General features: G+C 33.6%; 13 protein-coding genes. 8 read left to right on the forward strand and 5 right to left on the reverse strand.

Features of this window, described 5'->3' with window-relative positions; all coding sequences use genetic code 11:
• Both rplO and secY read left to right on the forward strand, forming a co-directional pair.
• Positions 1 to 396 carry a 50S ribosomal protein L15 gene (rplO, locus tag DMB92_RS06670; RefSeq protein WP_142682281.1) on the forward strand — a complete coding sequence of 132 codons (396 nt, stop codon included), beginning with the start codon at positions 1 to 3 and terminating at the stop codon, positions 394 to 396.
• On the forward strand, positions 393 to 1658 hold the full coding sequence (gene secY, locus DMB92_RS06675; protein WP_142682282.1) for a preprotein translocase subunit SecY: 1266 nt from the start codon (positions 393 to 395) through the stop codon (positions 1656 to 1658). Before rplO ends, secY begins: the two co-directional genes overlap by 4 nt.
• Positions 1659 to 1877: 219 nt before the next feature.
• On the opposite strand, the gene traF (DMB92_RS06680) is transcribed toward secY, so the two are convergent.
• From traF (DMB92_RS06680) to DMB92_RS06700, 5 genes are all read right to left on the reverse strand, one after another.
• Positions 1878 to 3053, reverse strand: a complete 1176-nt coding sequence (gene traF, locus DMB92_RS06680; RefSeq protein WP_142682283.1) for a conjugal transfer protein TraF — start codon at positions 3051 to 3053, stop codon at positions 1878 to 1880.
• A 214-nt stretch (positions 3054 to 3267) separates the two neighbouring features.
• Positions 3268 to 4422, reverse strand: a complete 1155-nt coding sequence (gene traF / locus DMB92_RS06685; RefSeq protein ID WP_142682284.1) for a conjugal transfer protein TraF — start codon at positions 4420 to 4422, stop codon at positions 3268 to 3270.
• 60 nt (positions 4423 to 4482) lie between these two features.
• On the reverse strand, positions 4483 to 4917 hold the full coding sequence (locus DMB92_RS06690; protein ID WP_142682285.1) for a trehalose-6-phosphate synthase: 435 nt from the start codon (positions 4915 to 4917) through the stop codon (positions 4483 to 4485).
• Between the two features lie 175 nt (positions 4918 to 5092).
• On the reverse strand, positions 5093 to 6193 hold the full coding sequence (gene rlmN / locus DMB92_RS06695; protein ID WP_409513401.1) for a 23S rRNA (adenine(2503)-C(2))-methyltransferase RlmN: 1101 nt from the start codon (positions 6191 to 6193) through the stop codon (positions 5093 to 5095).
• Between the two features lie 11 nt (positions 6194 to 6204).
• On the reverse strand, positions 6205 to 6759 hold the full coding sequence (locus DMB92_RS06700) for a purine-nucleoside phosphorylase (protein WP_142682286.1): 555 nt from the start codon (positions 6757 to 6759) through the stop codon (positions 6205 to 6207).
• Between the two features lie 101 nt (positions 6760 to 6860).
• On the opposite strand from DMB92_RS06700, the gene rsmA reads away from it, so the two are divergent.
• The 6 genes from rsmA to DMB92_RS06730 all read left to right on the forward strand — a co-directional run.
• Positions 6861 to 7640 (forward strand): 16S rRNA (adenine(1518)-N(6)/adenine(1519)-N(6))-dimethyltransferase RsmA, encoded by a 780-nt coding sequence (gene rsmA / locus DMB92_RS06705; RefSeq protein ID WP_142682287.1) that lies wholly within the window; start codon positions 6861 to 6863, stop codon positions 7638 to 7640.
• A complete protein-coding gene (locus tag DMB92_RS06710) occupies positions 7637 to 9622 on the forward strand; it encodes a ribonuclease J (protein ID WP_142682288.1) in 1986 nt (661 codons plus the stop codon). Before rsmA ends, DMB92_RS06710 begins: the two co-directional genes overlap by 4 nt.
• A gap of 7 nt (positions 9623 to 9629) precedes the next feature.
• Complete coding sequence (locus DMB92_RS06715) at positions 9630 to 10787, forward strand: DNA adenine methylase (protein ID WP_142682289.1); 1158 nt, start codon at positions 9630 to 9632, stop codon at positions 10785 to 10787.
• Positions 10775 to 11698 carry a DNA adenine methylase gene (locus tag DMB92_RS06720; RefSeq protein WP_142682290.1) on the forward strand — a complete coding sequence of 308 codons (924 nt, stop codon included), beginning with the start codon at positions 10775 to 10777 and terminating at the stop codon, positions 11696 to 11698. The genes DMB92_RS06715 and DMB92_RS06720 overlap by 13 nt, the downstream gene beginning before the upstream one ends.
• Before the next feature lie 10 nt (positions 11699 to 11708).
• Positions 11709 to 13577, forward strand: coding sequence for an AlwI family type II restriction endonuclease (locus tag DMB92_RS06725; RefSeq protein WP_142682291.1), 1869 nt, complete (start codon positions 11709 to 11711; stop codon positions 13575 to 13577).
• Positions 13578 to 13598: 21 nt separating this feature from the next.
• A partial coding sequence (locus DMB92_RS06730; RefSeq protein WP_142682292.1) for a DNA adenine methylase occupies positions 13599 to 14587 on the forward strand: 989 nt, incomplete at its 3' end.

A 14587-nucleotide genomic window follows, 5' to 3' on the forward strand; every position in this document is an offset into this window, starting at 1 on the left:
ATGAATTTACAAAAAGCAGCAGGTTCAACTCATAGAACTAAAAGAATAGGTCGCGGACAAGGAAGCGGTATGGGAAAGACCTCTACAAAGGGAGGCAAAGGACAAACCGCAAGAAAGGGTTATAATGAAAAAAGAGGCTTTGAGGGCGGACAACAACCTCTTCAAAGACGCTTGCCAAAAGTGGGCTTTACAAGTAAATTTAAAAAGCCTTATGTGATCAATGTTGAAAAGATCACAGCGATTAAGGATTTAAGTGAAATCACTTTTGAAAGCATTAAATCCGTGCATAAATTTGCAAAATCTGTTGAAAAAATCAAACTTATCGGCGTTTCAGCAAGAAATCTTGCAAGCAAAATCAAAGATGAAAAGATCAGCGTAAGCGGAAGTAAAGAATGAACAAAAGTTTAACAAATAAAATCCTCATCACTTTAGCCTTGCTTTTTGCTTATAGGATTTTAGCTTATGTGCCGGTTCCGGGCGTAAATTCAGCCGTTATCGCAGAGTTTTTTGCAAGAAATGAAAACAATGCCCTAGGACTTTTTAACATGTTTAGCGGAGGAGCAGCTGAACGCTTTTCTATCATATCGCTAGGTATTATGCCTTATATCACGGCTTCTATCATCATGGAGCTTTTGGCTGCAACTTTTCCAAATATAGGCAAGATGAAAAAAGAACGCGATGGTATGCAAAAATATATGCAAATCATACGCTATGCTACTATAGCCATAACCCTAGTTCAAAGTATAGGTGTTTCTATCGGTCTTCAGGGTCTAAAAGGCTCAGCTGGACAAAATGCCATTATGATTGATGATCTTAATGTTTTCATCGCTTTATCAGCTCTTTCTATGCTAGCTGGCACTATGCTTTTGATGTGGCTTGGAGAGCAGATCACTCAAAAGGGCGTGGGCAATGGTATTTCTTTGATTATCTTTGCAGGTATCGTTTCATCTATACCATCAGCCATAGGCGGAACTGTTGATCTTATCAACTCAGGTGAAATGAATTTCCTTGTTGCTGTGGCGATTTTAGTGATCATAGTAGCAACTATACTTGCGATTATCTTTGTTGAGCTTGGGGAAAGACGCATTCCTATTTCTTACTCACGCAAGGTAGTTATGCAAAATCAAAACAAACGCATTATGAACTACATTCCTATCAAGGTAAATTTAAGTGGGGTTATCCCACCTATCTTTGCAAGTGCGATTTTGATGTTTCCAAGCACCCTTTTGCAAGCAAGCACAAATGAATATGTCTTGATGATCAACGATGTTTTAAATCCAAACGGAACATTTTTTCATGTTTTGACTTTCTTGTTTGTGATTTTCTTTGCTTATTTTTATGCTTCTATAGTCTTTAATGCTAAGGACATTTCAGAAAATTTAAAAAAGCAAGGCGGTTTTATACCGGGAATCCGTCCGGGCGAGGGAACAGCAGCTTATCTTAACGAAGTTGCTTCTCGCCTTACACTATCAGGTTCTATTTATCTTGGACTTGTAACCACCCTTCCTTGGCTTTTGGTTAAGCTTATGGGCGTTCCTTTTTACTTTGGAGGAACTTCCGTTCTTATCGTGGTTCAAGTTGCTCTTGATACGATGAGAAAGATAGAAGCTCAAATTTATATGAACAAATACCAAACCCTAAACGCCGTTGGTCTATAAATATGCTAGCAAGTTTAACGACTTGCTAGATCTTAAACTACAAAAGCTCAAAATGCCGTTTTAAATTCCTTTTTAAATAAAAAATTACCATTTCCTCTTAAAAAACAATATTTTTGATTTAAGGTGGCTTTTTTGTTGATTATAAGGGATATTGACAGAATAAAAGATTTATAATTTTAAAGCAAATATATAAAATATACTTGCTTTAATAATATGAACTTAGAAATTGACATGCCCTCCAAGCTGGAAGTTAAAATACCTCGGTATACTTGTTCCTTCTATGCTTTCTCCTTGTGTTCCCACTGAGGCACTAAGATCTAGGTATCCAAAACCCAAACCAAAGGAGATTATAGAACCTGTATCTTGTTCTAAATCACCAGAAAAACCAAATCTAGCACTAAAAATATCGCCCATTGCTTCTACGCCTACACCAAGCTTTCTGCTGTATTGCTTAGGCATATTTTTCATACTTGGGCGTAAAATAGCATTCTTAGTAAGGTCAAGATCAACTCCAGCTACAAATTTTTCGCTAAACATATAGCTTGCACCTGCTCTTGCCTGTCTTTGCATGGTAAGCTTACCATTGCCAAAGTCAAATTTAGGAGAATTGATATTTTTCAGCACTAAACCAAAGGTCCAATTTTCATATTTTTTAGGGACAAAGCTAAGCCCAGCATCAAGACTAAATTTAGATTTTTGCTTCGCTCCACTACCTGTAATTAGATCTTGCAAATCATCTGTGATCCCACTTGATCCATCTGTGCTTTTAAATTGTCTCACTGTTTGAAGATTGCTTAGCTTCATAAATTTAACATTGATACCAAAGTTAAAATCCCCATAATCCATATCTACAGGAGTAGAATAAGACAAAGGAAGCTCTTGTATATCAACACGCCTTAAACCAAGCTGAGCATTTATATCATCGATATTTAAAGTTGCACCTTCGATAAGTATAGGAGGTATATAAGCATCAAGAGCTCCACTTAAATTCACGCTGTGTAAATACCCTATAGCAACTGTGCCATTTTCAAGTAAATTTGGAATTTCAAAGCTTAAAGCTCCTTGAACCTTTGCTCTTAACACATGATCTTTTAAAAGATCATTGATCTCATCTCTTGTTCTAATGTTAATTTTTCCAAGATCATAGCGGTCTTTATCTGTAGCTTTTAAGATATTTTTATGTTGAGCTTCTATATTTATCCCATAGGATATTTCGCGTTTTTGTTTAAAGCCATTAAGAGCAGGATTATAAAAAATAGCATAGGGATTGCTTCTTATAGCAACGCCAACCCCTCCCATACCCGAAGCTTTGTGTCCTACCTCGTTAAATTCAAGAGCAGATACCAAGCTTAAACTTGAAAGAAAGCCCAGCGTAGAAAGCTTGATTTTTGACATTTTTCCTCCTTAAAATAAAATTAAAAGTTTATTATACAAAAAAAAAAAAAATAAACAAGGAAATTTATCCCGTAAAATTTCTCAATTTTGAGCATTTTTGAAAGATTTAGAGTGGATATAGTAGGAGATATTTATACTAAACTATGTATAAAAATTTTTGATAGGATAAATTAAAACATGGAAGATACAAGCAAGTTAAATTTGCTTGTATGAGTTAAAATGTAAAGCCTCCGCCAAGTTGAAGACTAAAGTGTCTAGGGTATTTTGTATTTTCAATTTCTTGTGTTTTGGTTGCTACTGAGGCACTAAGATCTAAAAAACCAAAGCCTAAGCCAAGAGAGAGTATAGCCCCACTATCTTGCTTCAAATCATCAGCTATACCAGCCCTAGCACTAAAATAAGTTCCACTTGCTTCTACCCCAAAGCCTAATTTTTGGCTATATTGTTTTGGTATATTTTTGATATTTGGTAAAAGTAGAGCGTTTTTTGTTAGATCAAGATCAGTGCCTATGCTAAAGTGTTCAGAAAAGGTGTAGCTTAAACCCATTCTTGCTTGAGGGTGTAGGGTAAGTTTTCCATTCGAAAATTTAAATTTTGGATTATTGAGGTTTTTTCCAACTATGCCCAAAGTGAAATTTTCAAAATTTTTAGGAGAAAAAGTAAAGCCTGCGTCTATGCCAAAATTATAATCATCTTTGGCACTACTTCCCTTAGCTAAATTTTTCAAATCATCTTGGATATCGCTTGAAGAATCGCTTGATCTTATGCTTCTTCGCACTTGATCGTTTGAAAGTTTGAGAAATTTCACGCTTGCACCGAAATTAAAATTTCCAAGTGTATTTTGTATAGGAAAGGCGTAAGCTAAAGGAAGTTCCTGCATATCTACGCGTCTTATACCAAAACTTGCATCGGCATTATCGATATCAGTGATACTTTCAGGTATATATCCATAAAAAGCACCTGCGAGGTTGATACTTTGAGCATAGCCTATGGAAGCTGTACCAAAGCCAAATATATCAGGAATTTGAAAACTTGCCGCACCTTGAGCCTTCGCTCTTATCATGTTATCACTTAAAAGGGCATTGATATCGTTTCTAGTATTCATAGTAATGTTAGCAAGATCGTAATCCAAGGCTTTTAAAAGATTTTTTTCGCTAGCCTCAAAGCTTAAGCCATAACCCACTCTATATAAAGGTTCGCTAGCAGACAAAGCAGGATTGTAAAAAACAGCGTAGGGATTGTTTCTTATAGCAACGCCAATCCCTCCCATACCTAAAGCTTTATGCCCTACTTCGTTAAATTCTAAGGCTTGGATAGAGCTTAGACTTAGGAGGCTAATTAAAGCAAATTTGATATTATTTTTTGTCATTTCAAGACCTTTGAAATTATAAAAATTTCTAAATATTATATCTTAAATTTTTAAATTGCATTAAAAAACAAACAAAAGTTTAGCTAAAATCAAGGCTAAAACGCAGATAACAAGAGCTAAGAAATGATAAAATTTCCTAAAAGGATCTGGTTTTTTAAAGATCAAAATATACAAAAAAGAAATTCCAGCAAAGACAAAAAGAGAGGCTACGACTAGGATTTTTACGATGAGAATTTTTTGAAAATTGTTCTGCCAAAAGCCTAAATTTCCGCCCAGATAAAAACTAGCAAGCATTAGACCTGTGATGATAAGAGCAAAAAAAGCCAAAGCCAAGATCAAAACACTAGGCTTTAAAAGCTCTCTTTTTAGGCTGATAAATTCCTCATGACTTCTGTTTTTCTTAAGGCAAGAAAAGATGAAAGCATCATAAACAAGATAGCCTATCACCACGCAAGCACAAAGCAAATGAATGATCTTTACACTGACATAAAACATTTAATCTTTCTTTTTTTCGTTTTTTAAAACCACTATAATCCCACCAAGCCCTATCGCCACCACGGCAAAGATAAAGATGAGTTCGCCCATATCTAAAAGTGTCATTTTAACCCTTTGTTTGTTGAAATTCTATCATTTTGAATGCACTTTGTAAAGCCCAAGTTTTGAGATAAATTTAGCTCATTTTCACAAGGCTTCTTTCCTTAAGCTGTCCGCAAGCTGCTGATATGTCAAGTCCTTTGCTCTCTCTTATGGTGCAAGTTAGACCCTTAGCACTTAAAAAGTCTTGAAATTTCACCGCATTTTCAAGGCTAGGTCTTTTATAAATGCTTCCTTCGTGGGGATTAAAAAGTATTAAATTAACCTTTGCTTTTATGCCATTTAGTAGTTTTACAAGCTCTTTGGCATGATCAAGCCCATCATTAAGCCCGTCTATCAAAAGATACTCAAACATCACTCTTTTTCGCTGATCGATAGGAAAGGCTCGCACAGCATCCATTATAGCTTTGATATTATAAGCCTTATTTATGGGCATAAGCTCGCTTCTTAGCTCATCATTTACAGCATGCAAGGATATGGCTAGCAAAACACCAAGCTTCATTTGTCCAAGCTCGGCAATTTGCTTTGCAAGTCCGCTCGTGCTGATAGTTTGTCTTTTGGGGCTAATAGCGAGGGTATCATTTTCGCTTAAGATTTTTACCGCTTTGCTGACATTTTTAAGATTGTCAAGTGGCTCGCCCATTCCCATATATACGATATTTACCCGTCTTTCGTAGGGGATTTGATTATGCTTTTTGATCCATAAAATTTGCCCCACGATCTCCCCAGCTTCTAAATTTCGCTTCAGCCCACCCTTTGCAGTAAGACAAAAGCTACATCCGCTCTTGCAGCCCACCTGAGAAGAAACGCAAATCGTATATCTTGCGTGCTTTGTGATCTTGCCATTTTCATCGCTCTGTTCTTCTTTCATCGGCAAAAGCACGCTTTCTATCAACAAGCCGTCATTTAAGCGAAAAAGATATTTTATGCTCTTATCCTTGCTTTGTTCAAATTTAACGCACTCAAGTGGAGAAAAATGATAATGCCTTGATAAATCCTGCCTTAGCTCCTTTGGCAAAGAAGACATTTGAGAAAAATCATCGGCGTATTTTTGGTAAATCCATTCAAAAATTTGTTTCACACGAAACTTTTTATCAAATCTGCTCTCAAATTCTTCCTTTGTGAAATTTAAGATATTTTCCTTTTTTAAATTTTCTTTTAACTTTCTTTCTTGCAATTTTTCCCTCTTTAAATCAAATTTTTATCCTGTAAAAATTCCTCAAGCTTTTTTTTGGCAAGGCTATGATTTTTGACAAAATTTTCATGAGCCTTTTCATCACAAAAATTTGTCGCACAAAGATAGCTTGTGGCTGGAATTTTAAATTTATCAGCTACTTTTAAGATAGCAAAAAGCTCCATATTTTCAAGCCTTAAGCCAAATTCTTTAAATTTGAGAGCTGCTTTTTTATCCGCACAGATATAATTTGAGCTATTGCTTTTATATGTTTCTTGTGAAACATTGAGCCGAATTTCATTTGAAATTGGACTATAAAAATTTGCACAAAGCTTTGAGTATTCAAGATTAAAACAATGCGAGCTTTCATAAATTTGCAAAAGTTCATCTTTTTCATCATAAAGCCCACAAGTGCCTATGAAGATGATTTGCTCAAATTCTTGTTTTGAATTTAAAGCCTCCCAGCAAAGCTGCCAAGTTCCCAAAGAAGCTTCTATAAGTCCTATACCAACGCCCTTTGCAAAGCTAAAATTTTCATTTCCTCCAGCACAAATGATAAGAGCTGACATTTTTATCCTTAAGATTTTTTAAGTTAAAATTATATCCAAATTTGCAAAATAAATAACCAAAGTAACAAAAGATTAATCAAATTTAGATAAAATACTCGCTTATGATTAGGGCAAAAAAACATTTCGGACAAAATTTTCTCAAAGACAGGATCGTTTTAGAAAAAATCATTCAAGCCATATCCAAAGATACGAAATTTATCGTTGAGATTGGACCTGGCTTAGGTGATTTGACGCAGGAGCTTTTGAAAATTTCTCGTGTAAAAGCCATAGAAATCGATGAGGATTTGATCCCTTTTTTAAGGCAGAAATTTAAAGAGCAGCTTGCAAGTGCAAATTTGACATTGTTAAACGCTGATGCGAGCAAGCTTTTTGAGCAAGGTTTAGACGAAAATCAGTATTTTTTGGTGGCGAATTTACCTTATTATGTCGCTAGCAATTTGATTTTGTCGGCTTTAAAAGATAAAAAATGCCTAGGGCTTATCGTTATGGTGCAAAAAGAAGTTGCGCTTAAGTTTTGTGCTAAGGCTGGAGATAGTGATTTTTCAGCACTTGGGGTTTTAAGCTCTTTGATTTGTGAAAAAGAGTTTCTTTTTGAAGTGCCAGCACATTGTTTTGAGCCTGCTCCAAAGGTTACTTCAGCTGTTATGATGCTGAAAAAAGAATGCGAATTTGAGGAAATTTGTGATATAAAAAGCTTTGAAAAATTCTTGAGAGCTAGTTTTAAAGCTCCAAGAAAAACGCTTTTAAGCAATCTCAAAGCTTATAAAACCGAGCTTTTAGAGCTTTTTAAGGCTTTAAATTTAAAAGAAAATATCAGACCTCACGAGCTTTGCGCCAAATCCTACCTTAAACTTTTTCAAAATTTAAAGGATAGTTTATGAGCAACGAAGAAAATTTAAACAAAAACGAAGAAAACAAGGGAGAAAACCCAAATTCATCTTCAAAGTCAAACAGAAGACACAAATTTAAAAAAAGAAAAAAGTCTTTAGAAAATTCAGTAAAAGATGAGACTCAAAGAAGTCAAGAAAATATGGAAGAAAAAAGTGCGAATGATTCTGAGATAAAAAAGAAGAAAAAAAATCGTAATCTCCCAAGCAAACTTACCGGAAATGAAGATTGGCAAGTAGCTCTAGCTGAGTGTATAAAGGCAAATAAAATTTCTCACGAAAACCGCTTAAAGCCTCTTAAATACAACAATTCAAACGAACATAAAATTCGCATTACCCCACTTGGTGGCTTAGGGGAAATCGGTGGCAATATGGCTGTCATGGAAACAAACAATGATGCTATCATCATAGATATAGGTATGAGTTTTCCAGATGGTTCGCAACATGGCGTAGATATCGTTATACCAGATTTTGACTATGTGAGAAAGATAAAAGACAAGATAAGGGCTGTGATCATTACGCATGCTCATGAGGATCATATCGGTGCTGTGCCGTATTTTTATAAGGAATTTGACTTTCCGCTTTATGCTACGCCTCTAGCTTTGGGTATGATTTCAAACAAATTTGAAGAGCATGGGCTTAAGGAAAAAAGAAAATTATTTTATCCTGTTGAAAAACGAAAGCTTTATGAAATAGGCGAGTTTGAAATAGAGTGGATACACATCACGCATTCTATCATCGATGCTTCAGCTCTTGCTATCATCACAAAGGCTGGTATCATAATCCACACAGGGGATTTCAAGCTTGATCAAACTCCTATTGATGGCTATCCAAGCGATTTAAACCGCTTGGCATATTATGGCGATGAGGGCGTGCTTTGCTTGCTAAGTGATAGCACAAATTCTTACAAAGAAGGCATTACAAAAAGTGAAAGCTCTGTGGGTCCAACCTTTGATCAAATTTTTTCAAAGACAAAAGGACGCGTGATCATGAGTACTTTTAGCTCAAATATCCATCGCGTTTATCAGGCCATTACCTATGGGCTTAAATACGGCAGAAAGGTTTGCGTTATAGGGCGTAGTATGGAAAGAAATTTATATACTACTATGGAGCTTGGCTATATAAATTTGGATAGAAAAATTTTCATCGACGCTGATGAGGTAAGCAAATATAAAGACAATGAAGTTTTGATCGTTACCACTGGCTCACAGGGCGAAACTATGAGCGCACTTTATAGAATGGCAACTGATGAACATAAATTTATTAAAATCAAGCCAACAGATCAAATCATCATCTCAGCTAAAGCGATCCCGGGAAATGAAGGCAGTGTTTCAGCGGTTCTAGACTTTTTGCTAAAGGCTGGTGCAAAGGTGGCGTATCAAGAATTTAGCGAAATTCATGTAAGCGGTCATGCAAGCCAAGAGGAGCAAAAAATCATGCTAACGCTTGTAAAACCTAAGTTTTTCTTGCCTGTACATGGAGAATACAACCACATTACCAAGCATAAAGAAACAGCGGTTAAATGCGGTGTTGATGAAAGAAATGTCTATCTTATGAGCGATGGCGATCAAATCGAGCTTTGTCAAAAATACATGAAACGCATTCGCACGGTTAAAACAGGCAAGGTCTTTGTGGATAATCAAATCAATAGGCAAATCGCCGATGATGTGGTGATCGATAGGCAAAATTTAGCTGATAATGGTATCGTGCTTATTGTCGCACAACTTGACAAAGCGACAAAAACGCTGATCAATAAGCCTAGAGTTTTGAGCTACGGACTTATAGCTGATAAGCAAGATCATGCTTTTGCAAAAGAGCTTAGTGATGTGCTTACGATATTTTTTACCAATCTTAAAGATGAGGTTTTAAATGATTCAAGATTTATGGAAAATCAAATCCGCCAAGTGCTTCGCAAACATATCTTTAGGAAGCTTAAAAAATATCCTACTATAGTTCCAACTGTGTTTATGATGTAGCTTTCCCATGCTAAATTTATCCAACCGACGCTACACAGGGGCTAAGAGTAAGCTTTTAGCCCCTATTGAAAAGATCTTACAAAAAAGCTTTTTTTCTAAGGCTAATGAGGCTGATTTTAAAAATGAGGCTTTAAAAACAAGAACTAACGAAAAAGGCTCAAATTTAAATCATAAAGTTAAAACTAACACAAATGAGCAAGAAAAGCCCTCTTTTAAAGAAAAAGCCTTTTTTGAAGCCTTTGCAGGAACAGCTGTGATAAGCGAGCATTTTTTAAAATACTCAAATTTAAATCATTTTTATATCAATGATTTTTTACACTCAAATTTCATCATCTATCAAGGCTTTTTTAGTCAAGAAAGCTTTGATGAAAAAAAGCTTTTAGCTTATGCAAAGCTTTATAATGCCTTAGATTTAAAAGAGCAAAATTATTATAGTCTTTATTATGGGGATAAGTTTTTTAGCCTAAAAGATGCTATAAAAATAGGTTTTATAAGAGAGCATTTAGACGAGGGCTTAAAAAACAAAGAGTTGAATTTAAAAGAATTTCATATCTTACTAGCTAGTCTTTTATATAGTGTTGATAGGATAGCTAATACTGTGGGACATTATGATGCTTACCGCAAAAATCAAATCTTAAAGGATAAATTTGAGTTTAAACTTATAAAGCCCATAAAAACAGATAAAAAAATAGAGCTTTTTAGAGAGGATGCAAATGCTTTAGCCAAAAAACTTAGAAAGGAATTTGAAGCAAAAAAGGCTAAATTTGAATGCGTTTTTTTAGATCCTCCTTATAATTCAAGGCAGTATTCTCGCTTTTATCACTTGCTTGAAAATTTAGCTCAAAATAAAAAGCCAAAGCTTTATGGGGTTGCTCTAAAGCCAGAGCCTGAGAATTTAAGTAAATACTGTCAAAATGAAGCCTTAAAAGCTTTGAAAGATTTGACTTCAAACTTAGCTCCTATTAGCAAAAATATAGTGATGACTTATAATAATACCACAAGTGCTAATGCAAGAAGCAATACTAAGCTAAGCTTTGAGCTTATAAAAAGCTTATTAGAAGAATATGGAAAAACAAGGCTTTTTAAGCTTGATTTTAAGCCCTTTAGTGCTGGAAAAACAAGCTTTAAGGATCATAAGGAGGGGGTTTTTTGGTGTCAAATTTAAATCATTTTGAGCTAAAAAATAAGTTCATTCAAAGCCCTTTAAACTACACAGGGGGAAAATTTAAGCTTTTAAATCAGCTTTTGCCCCTTTTTCCAAAAGAAAATGAAATCATTGTAGATTTATTTTGTGGTGGGGCAAATGTGGGCTTAAATTTAAAGGCTAGTAAGCTCATTTTAAATGACAAGCAAAAAGAACTTATAGAACTTTTTGCCCTTTTTAAAAGGCTTAGTTTTGAGGAGCTTTTTAAGGCTTTGCAGAGCTTGATTGAAGAATACAAACTTAGTCAAAGTGCTAAATTTGGCTATGAATTTTATAAATGCGATAGCACAAAGGGACTATCAAGCCATAATAAAGAGCCTTTTTTAAGGCTTAGAAAAGCTTATAATCAAGATAAGGACCCGCTAAAGCTTTTTTTACTCATAGTCTTTGGCTTTAATAATCAAATAAGATTTAATTTGAAAAAAGAGTTTAACCTACCTTGCGGAAAAAGAGATTTTAATCTCAAAATACAAGAAAAATTAAGGCTTTTTATGGCTGCTTTAAAGACTAGGCAGGTTTTTTTAGAAAACAAGGATTTTAGAGCTTTTGATATAAAAAATTTAGATAAAAATTCTTTTGTTTATATAGACCCTCCTTATTTTTTAGCAAATGCAAGTTATAATGAAAATAAGGCTTGGAGCAAAGATGATGAGTGTGATTTGCTTGAGTTTTTAAAAATGCTTGATAGTAAAAAGATTAAATTTGCCCTTTCAAATGTGCTTTTTCACAAGCAAAAAGAGCATATTATCTTAAAAAAATGGCTTGAAAAAAATCCTAAATTTAGACTTGTTCATTTAAATTTTTCTTATAAAAATTGCAATTATCAAAGCAAAAATGATTTTTCACAAGAAATTTTGCTAAGAAATTATTAAGGAAAAAATAATGTATGATTATTTTGGCAATACAAGCTTAAGAGTGAAGCACTTGCTTTATAATTTTGAAAGTCAGCTTTTATTATTTGAAGAGCTTTTTAAAAACGCTGGCAAAAACGATACTTGGAGCAATGATTCTTCTTTGCAAATGCAGTATTTAGAGCTTTTGCAAGCTCATAATTTACTTGAAAATCGCAACAAAAGCAAGGATTTAGGCACAAAAGATGCTAGGGTCAAATCAGCCCCACTTGAGGATTTTAATCTCATAAATCGCAAAGAAAAGCTAATCACTAAGCAAGGCTATGAGCTTTTAAGTTTAATTAAAAATCAAGCTTATAAAATAGATAATGATTTTTTACAAATGGATTTGATTTCTTTATTTTTCTTAAAGGCTAGTTTAAATTTCAAAAAAAGTGAAAATTTACTTTTAAAATACTTAGAAATTTTTAGAATTTACAAAGGGGAATTAAGCAAAGAACTTTTTATCTTTTTGCCCTTAATTAATAATTTTAAAGACGCCAAAAGTTTTATAAAGGCTTTTAATGAAAAGACAATTTTTAAGACCTTATTACCAAAAAAGGATTTAGAGCTTTTTTTAAAGGATTTAAAAGAGCAAAGCTTTAGGGTAGATTATTTTAAAACGGCAAAAGGTGATAATACAGCACACAATATAATTTTAACTTTAAAAGAAGTTTTTTTAAAATATCAAAAAAGCAAGGATAAAAAAATCTTTGAAAACTTTTTACAAGAAAGGCAAAAATTTACCCTCTTTAAAAGACTTTACTTAGCTTTTATCACGGCAAAAAAGAAAAAAGAAGATAAGATCAAAGATTTAACCCATTTTACTGAGGCTAAGGATTTCAATGAAAACTTTTTTGAGTTAATTTTCAAAGCTAGGATTATGAATAATCTTAAGGATTATTTTGACTTAAATCAAAGATATTTAAGCTTGTGTGGAATTTTTGAATTTAGTGCTGACAAGGTTAGCTTAAGTGAAATTTTTAAGCTCATTTTAAGACATTCTAAATTTAAAGAGCTTTTAGAAAAGCTTGCTTTTAAGCCCACTTCAAAAGAGCTTTTAAGCGAATATTTTGAGGATAAAGAATTTAAAGAATTTTTCAAGGAAAAAAATATTTTTTCTCTGAAAGATTTAAAAACTTATAAAAAAGAACAAGAGCTTAAAAGGCTAAAAAATCTCGTTGAAAAGAAATTTAGCAAGGAAAATTTGCTTTATATTTTAAGCCTTTTTGAGGATAGAAAAAACGATGATGAGCTAATGAACCTAGTTAGCAAGGAAGCTACTATTCCTACGATTTTTGAGTATGTCATAGCCCTTGTTTGGCATTATATTGATGAAAATAATTTAGAAAGGATTTTACAGGCGAATTTAAGCCTTGATAATGAGCTTTTGCCAAAGAGCCACGCTTTGGGCGGTGAGGCTGATTTTGTTTATCCTTATGAAAGCCATTCTTTGATGATAGAAGTAAGCCTAACCCAAAGGGCAAATCAAAGAAGAGCTGAAATGGAAAGTGTTTCAAGGCATTTGGGAAATTTGCTTTTAAGCTTAGAGCCAAGCAAGGCTAAACAAAGCTTTGCCATTTTTATCGCCCCCTATCTTGATAAAAATGTTTTAAATGATTTTAGAAGCAGGATTTATTGTTATTTTGAAAATGAGCAAAACTTCATTAAGGGAATGCACATTTTGCCCCTTAGCACTAGGGATTTGGCTCATATTTTAAGATCAAATTTAAGCTATAAAGAGCTTTTGCCAAAATTTTATGAGCTTTTTAAGGACAAGGAGGATTTTGGAAGCAAGTGGTATAAGGAAAGCATTTCAAAGATGATACAAGATTTGGGAGTTAAAAATGAACTTCAATAAGCTTTTTTTGGTAGCTTTCCCATGCTAAATTTATCCAACCGACGCTACACAGGGGCTAAGAGTAAGCTTTTAGCCCCTATTGAAAAGATCTTACAAAAAAGCTTTTTTTCTAAGGCTAATGAGGCTGATTTTAAAAATGAGGCTTTAAAAACAAGAACTAACGAAAAAGGCTCAAATTTAAATCATAAAGTTAAAACTAACACAAATGAGCAAGAAAAGCCCTCTTTTAAAGAAAAAGCCTTTTTTGAAGCCTTTGCAGGAACAGCTGTGATAAGCGAGCATTTTTTAAAATACTCAAATTTAAATCATTTTTATATCAATGATTTTTTACACTCAAATTTCATCATCTATCAAGGCTTTTTTAGTCAAGAAAGCTTTGATGAAAAAAAGCTTTTAGCTTATGCAAAGCTTTATAATGCCTTAGATTTAAAAGAGCAAAATTATTATAGTCTTTATTATGGGGATAAGTTTTTTAGCCTAAAAGATGCTATAAAAATAGGTTTTATAAGAGAGCATTTAGACGAGGGCTTAAAAAACAAAGAGTTGAATTTAAAAGAATTTCATATCTTACTAGCTAGTCTTTTATATAGTGTTGATAGGATAGCTAATACTGTGGGACATTATGATGCTTACCGCAAAAATCAAATCTTAAAGGATAAATTTGAGTTTAAACTTATAAAGCCCATAAAAACAGATAAAAAAATAGAGCTTTTTAGAGAGGATGCAAATGCTTTAGCCAAAAAACTTAGAAAGGAATTTGAAGCAAAAAAGGCTAAATTTGAATGCGTTTTTTTAGATCCTCCTTATAATTCAAGGCAGTATTCTCGCTTTTATCACTTGCTTGAAAATTTAGCTCAAAATAAAAAGCCAAAGCTTTATGGGGTTGCTCTAAAGCCAGAGCCTGAGAATTTAAGTAAATACTGTCAAAATGAAGCCTTAAAAGCTTTGAAAGATTTGACTTCAAACTTAGCTCCTATTAGCAAAAATATAGTGATGACTTATAATAATAC

Origin of the sequence: Campylobacter sp. MIT 99-7217, assembly GCF_006864365.1 — a bacterium.
GTDB lineage: Bacteria > Campylobacterota > Campylobacteria > Campylobacterales > Campylobacteraceae > Campylobacter_D.

What these genes read in the sequence shown, in the direction of transcription:
- rplO (WP_142682281.1), top strand. Translation starts at nt 1, where the DNA reads ATGAATTTACAAAAAGCAGCAGGTTCAACTCATAGAACTAAAAGAATA.
- secY (WP_142682282.1), top strand. Translation starts at nt 393, where the DNA reads ATGAACAAAAGTTTAACAAATAAAATCCTCATCACTTTAGCCTTGCTT.
- traF (WP_142682283.1), bottom strand. Translation starts at nt 3,053, where the DNA reads ATGTCAAAAATCAAGCTTTCTACGCTGGGCTTTCTTTCAAGTTTAAGC.
- traF (WP_142682284.1), bottom strand. Translation starts at nt 4,422, where the DNA reads ATGACAAAAAATAATATCAAATTTGCTTTAATTAGCCTCCTAAGTCTA.
- DMB92_RS06690 (WP_142682285.1), bottom strand. Translation starts at nt 4,917, where the DNA reads ATGTTTTATGTCAGTGTAAAGATCATTCATTTGCTTTGTGCTTGCGTG.
- DMB92_RS06700 (WP_142682286.1), bottom strand. Translation starts at nt 6,759, where the DNA reads ATGTCAGCTCTTATCATTTGTGCTGGAGGAAATGAAAATTTTAGCTTT.
- rsmA (WP_142682287.1), top strand. Translation starts at nt 6,861, where the DNA reads ATGATTAGGGCAAAAAAACATTTCGGACAAAATTTTCTCAAAGACAGG.
- DMB92_RS06710 (WP_142682288.1), top strand. Translation starts at nt 7,637, where the DNA reads ATGAGCAACGAAGAAAATTTAAACAAAAACGAAGAAAACAAGGGAGAA.
- DMB92_RS06715 (WP_142682289.1), top strand. Translation starts at nt 9,630, where the DNA reads ATGCTAAATTTATCCAACCGACGCTACACAGGGGCTAAGAGTAAGCTT.
- DMB92_RS06725 (WP_142682291.1), top strand. Translation starts at nt 11,709, where the DNA reads ATGTATGATTATTTTGGCAATACAAGCTTAAGAGTGAAGCACTTGCTT.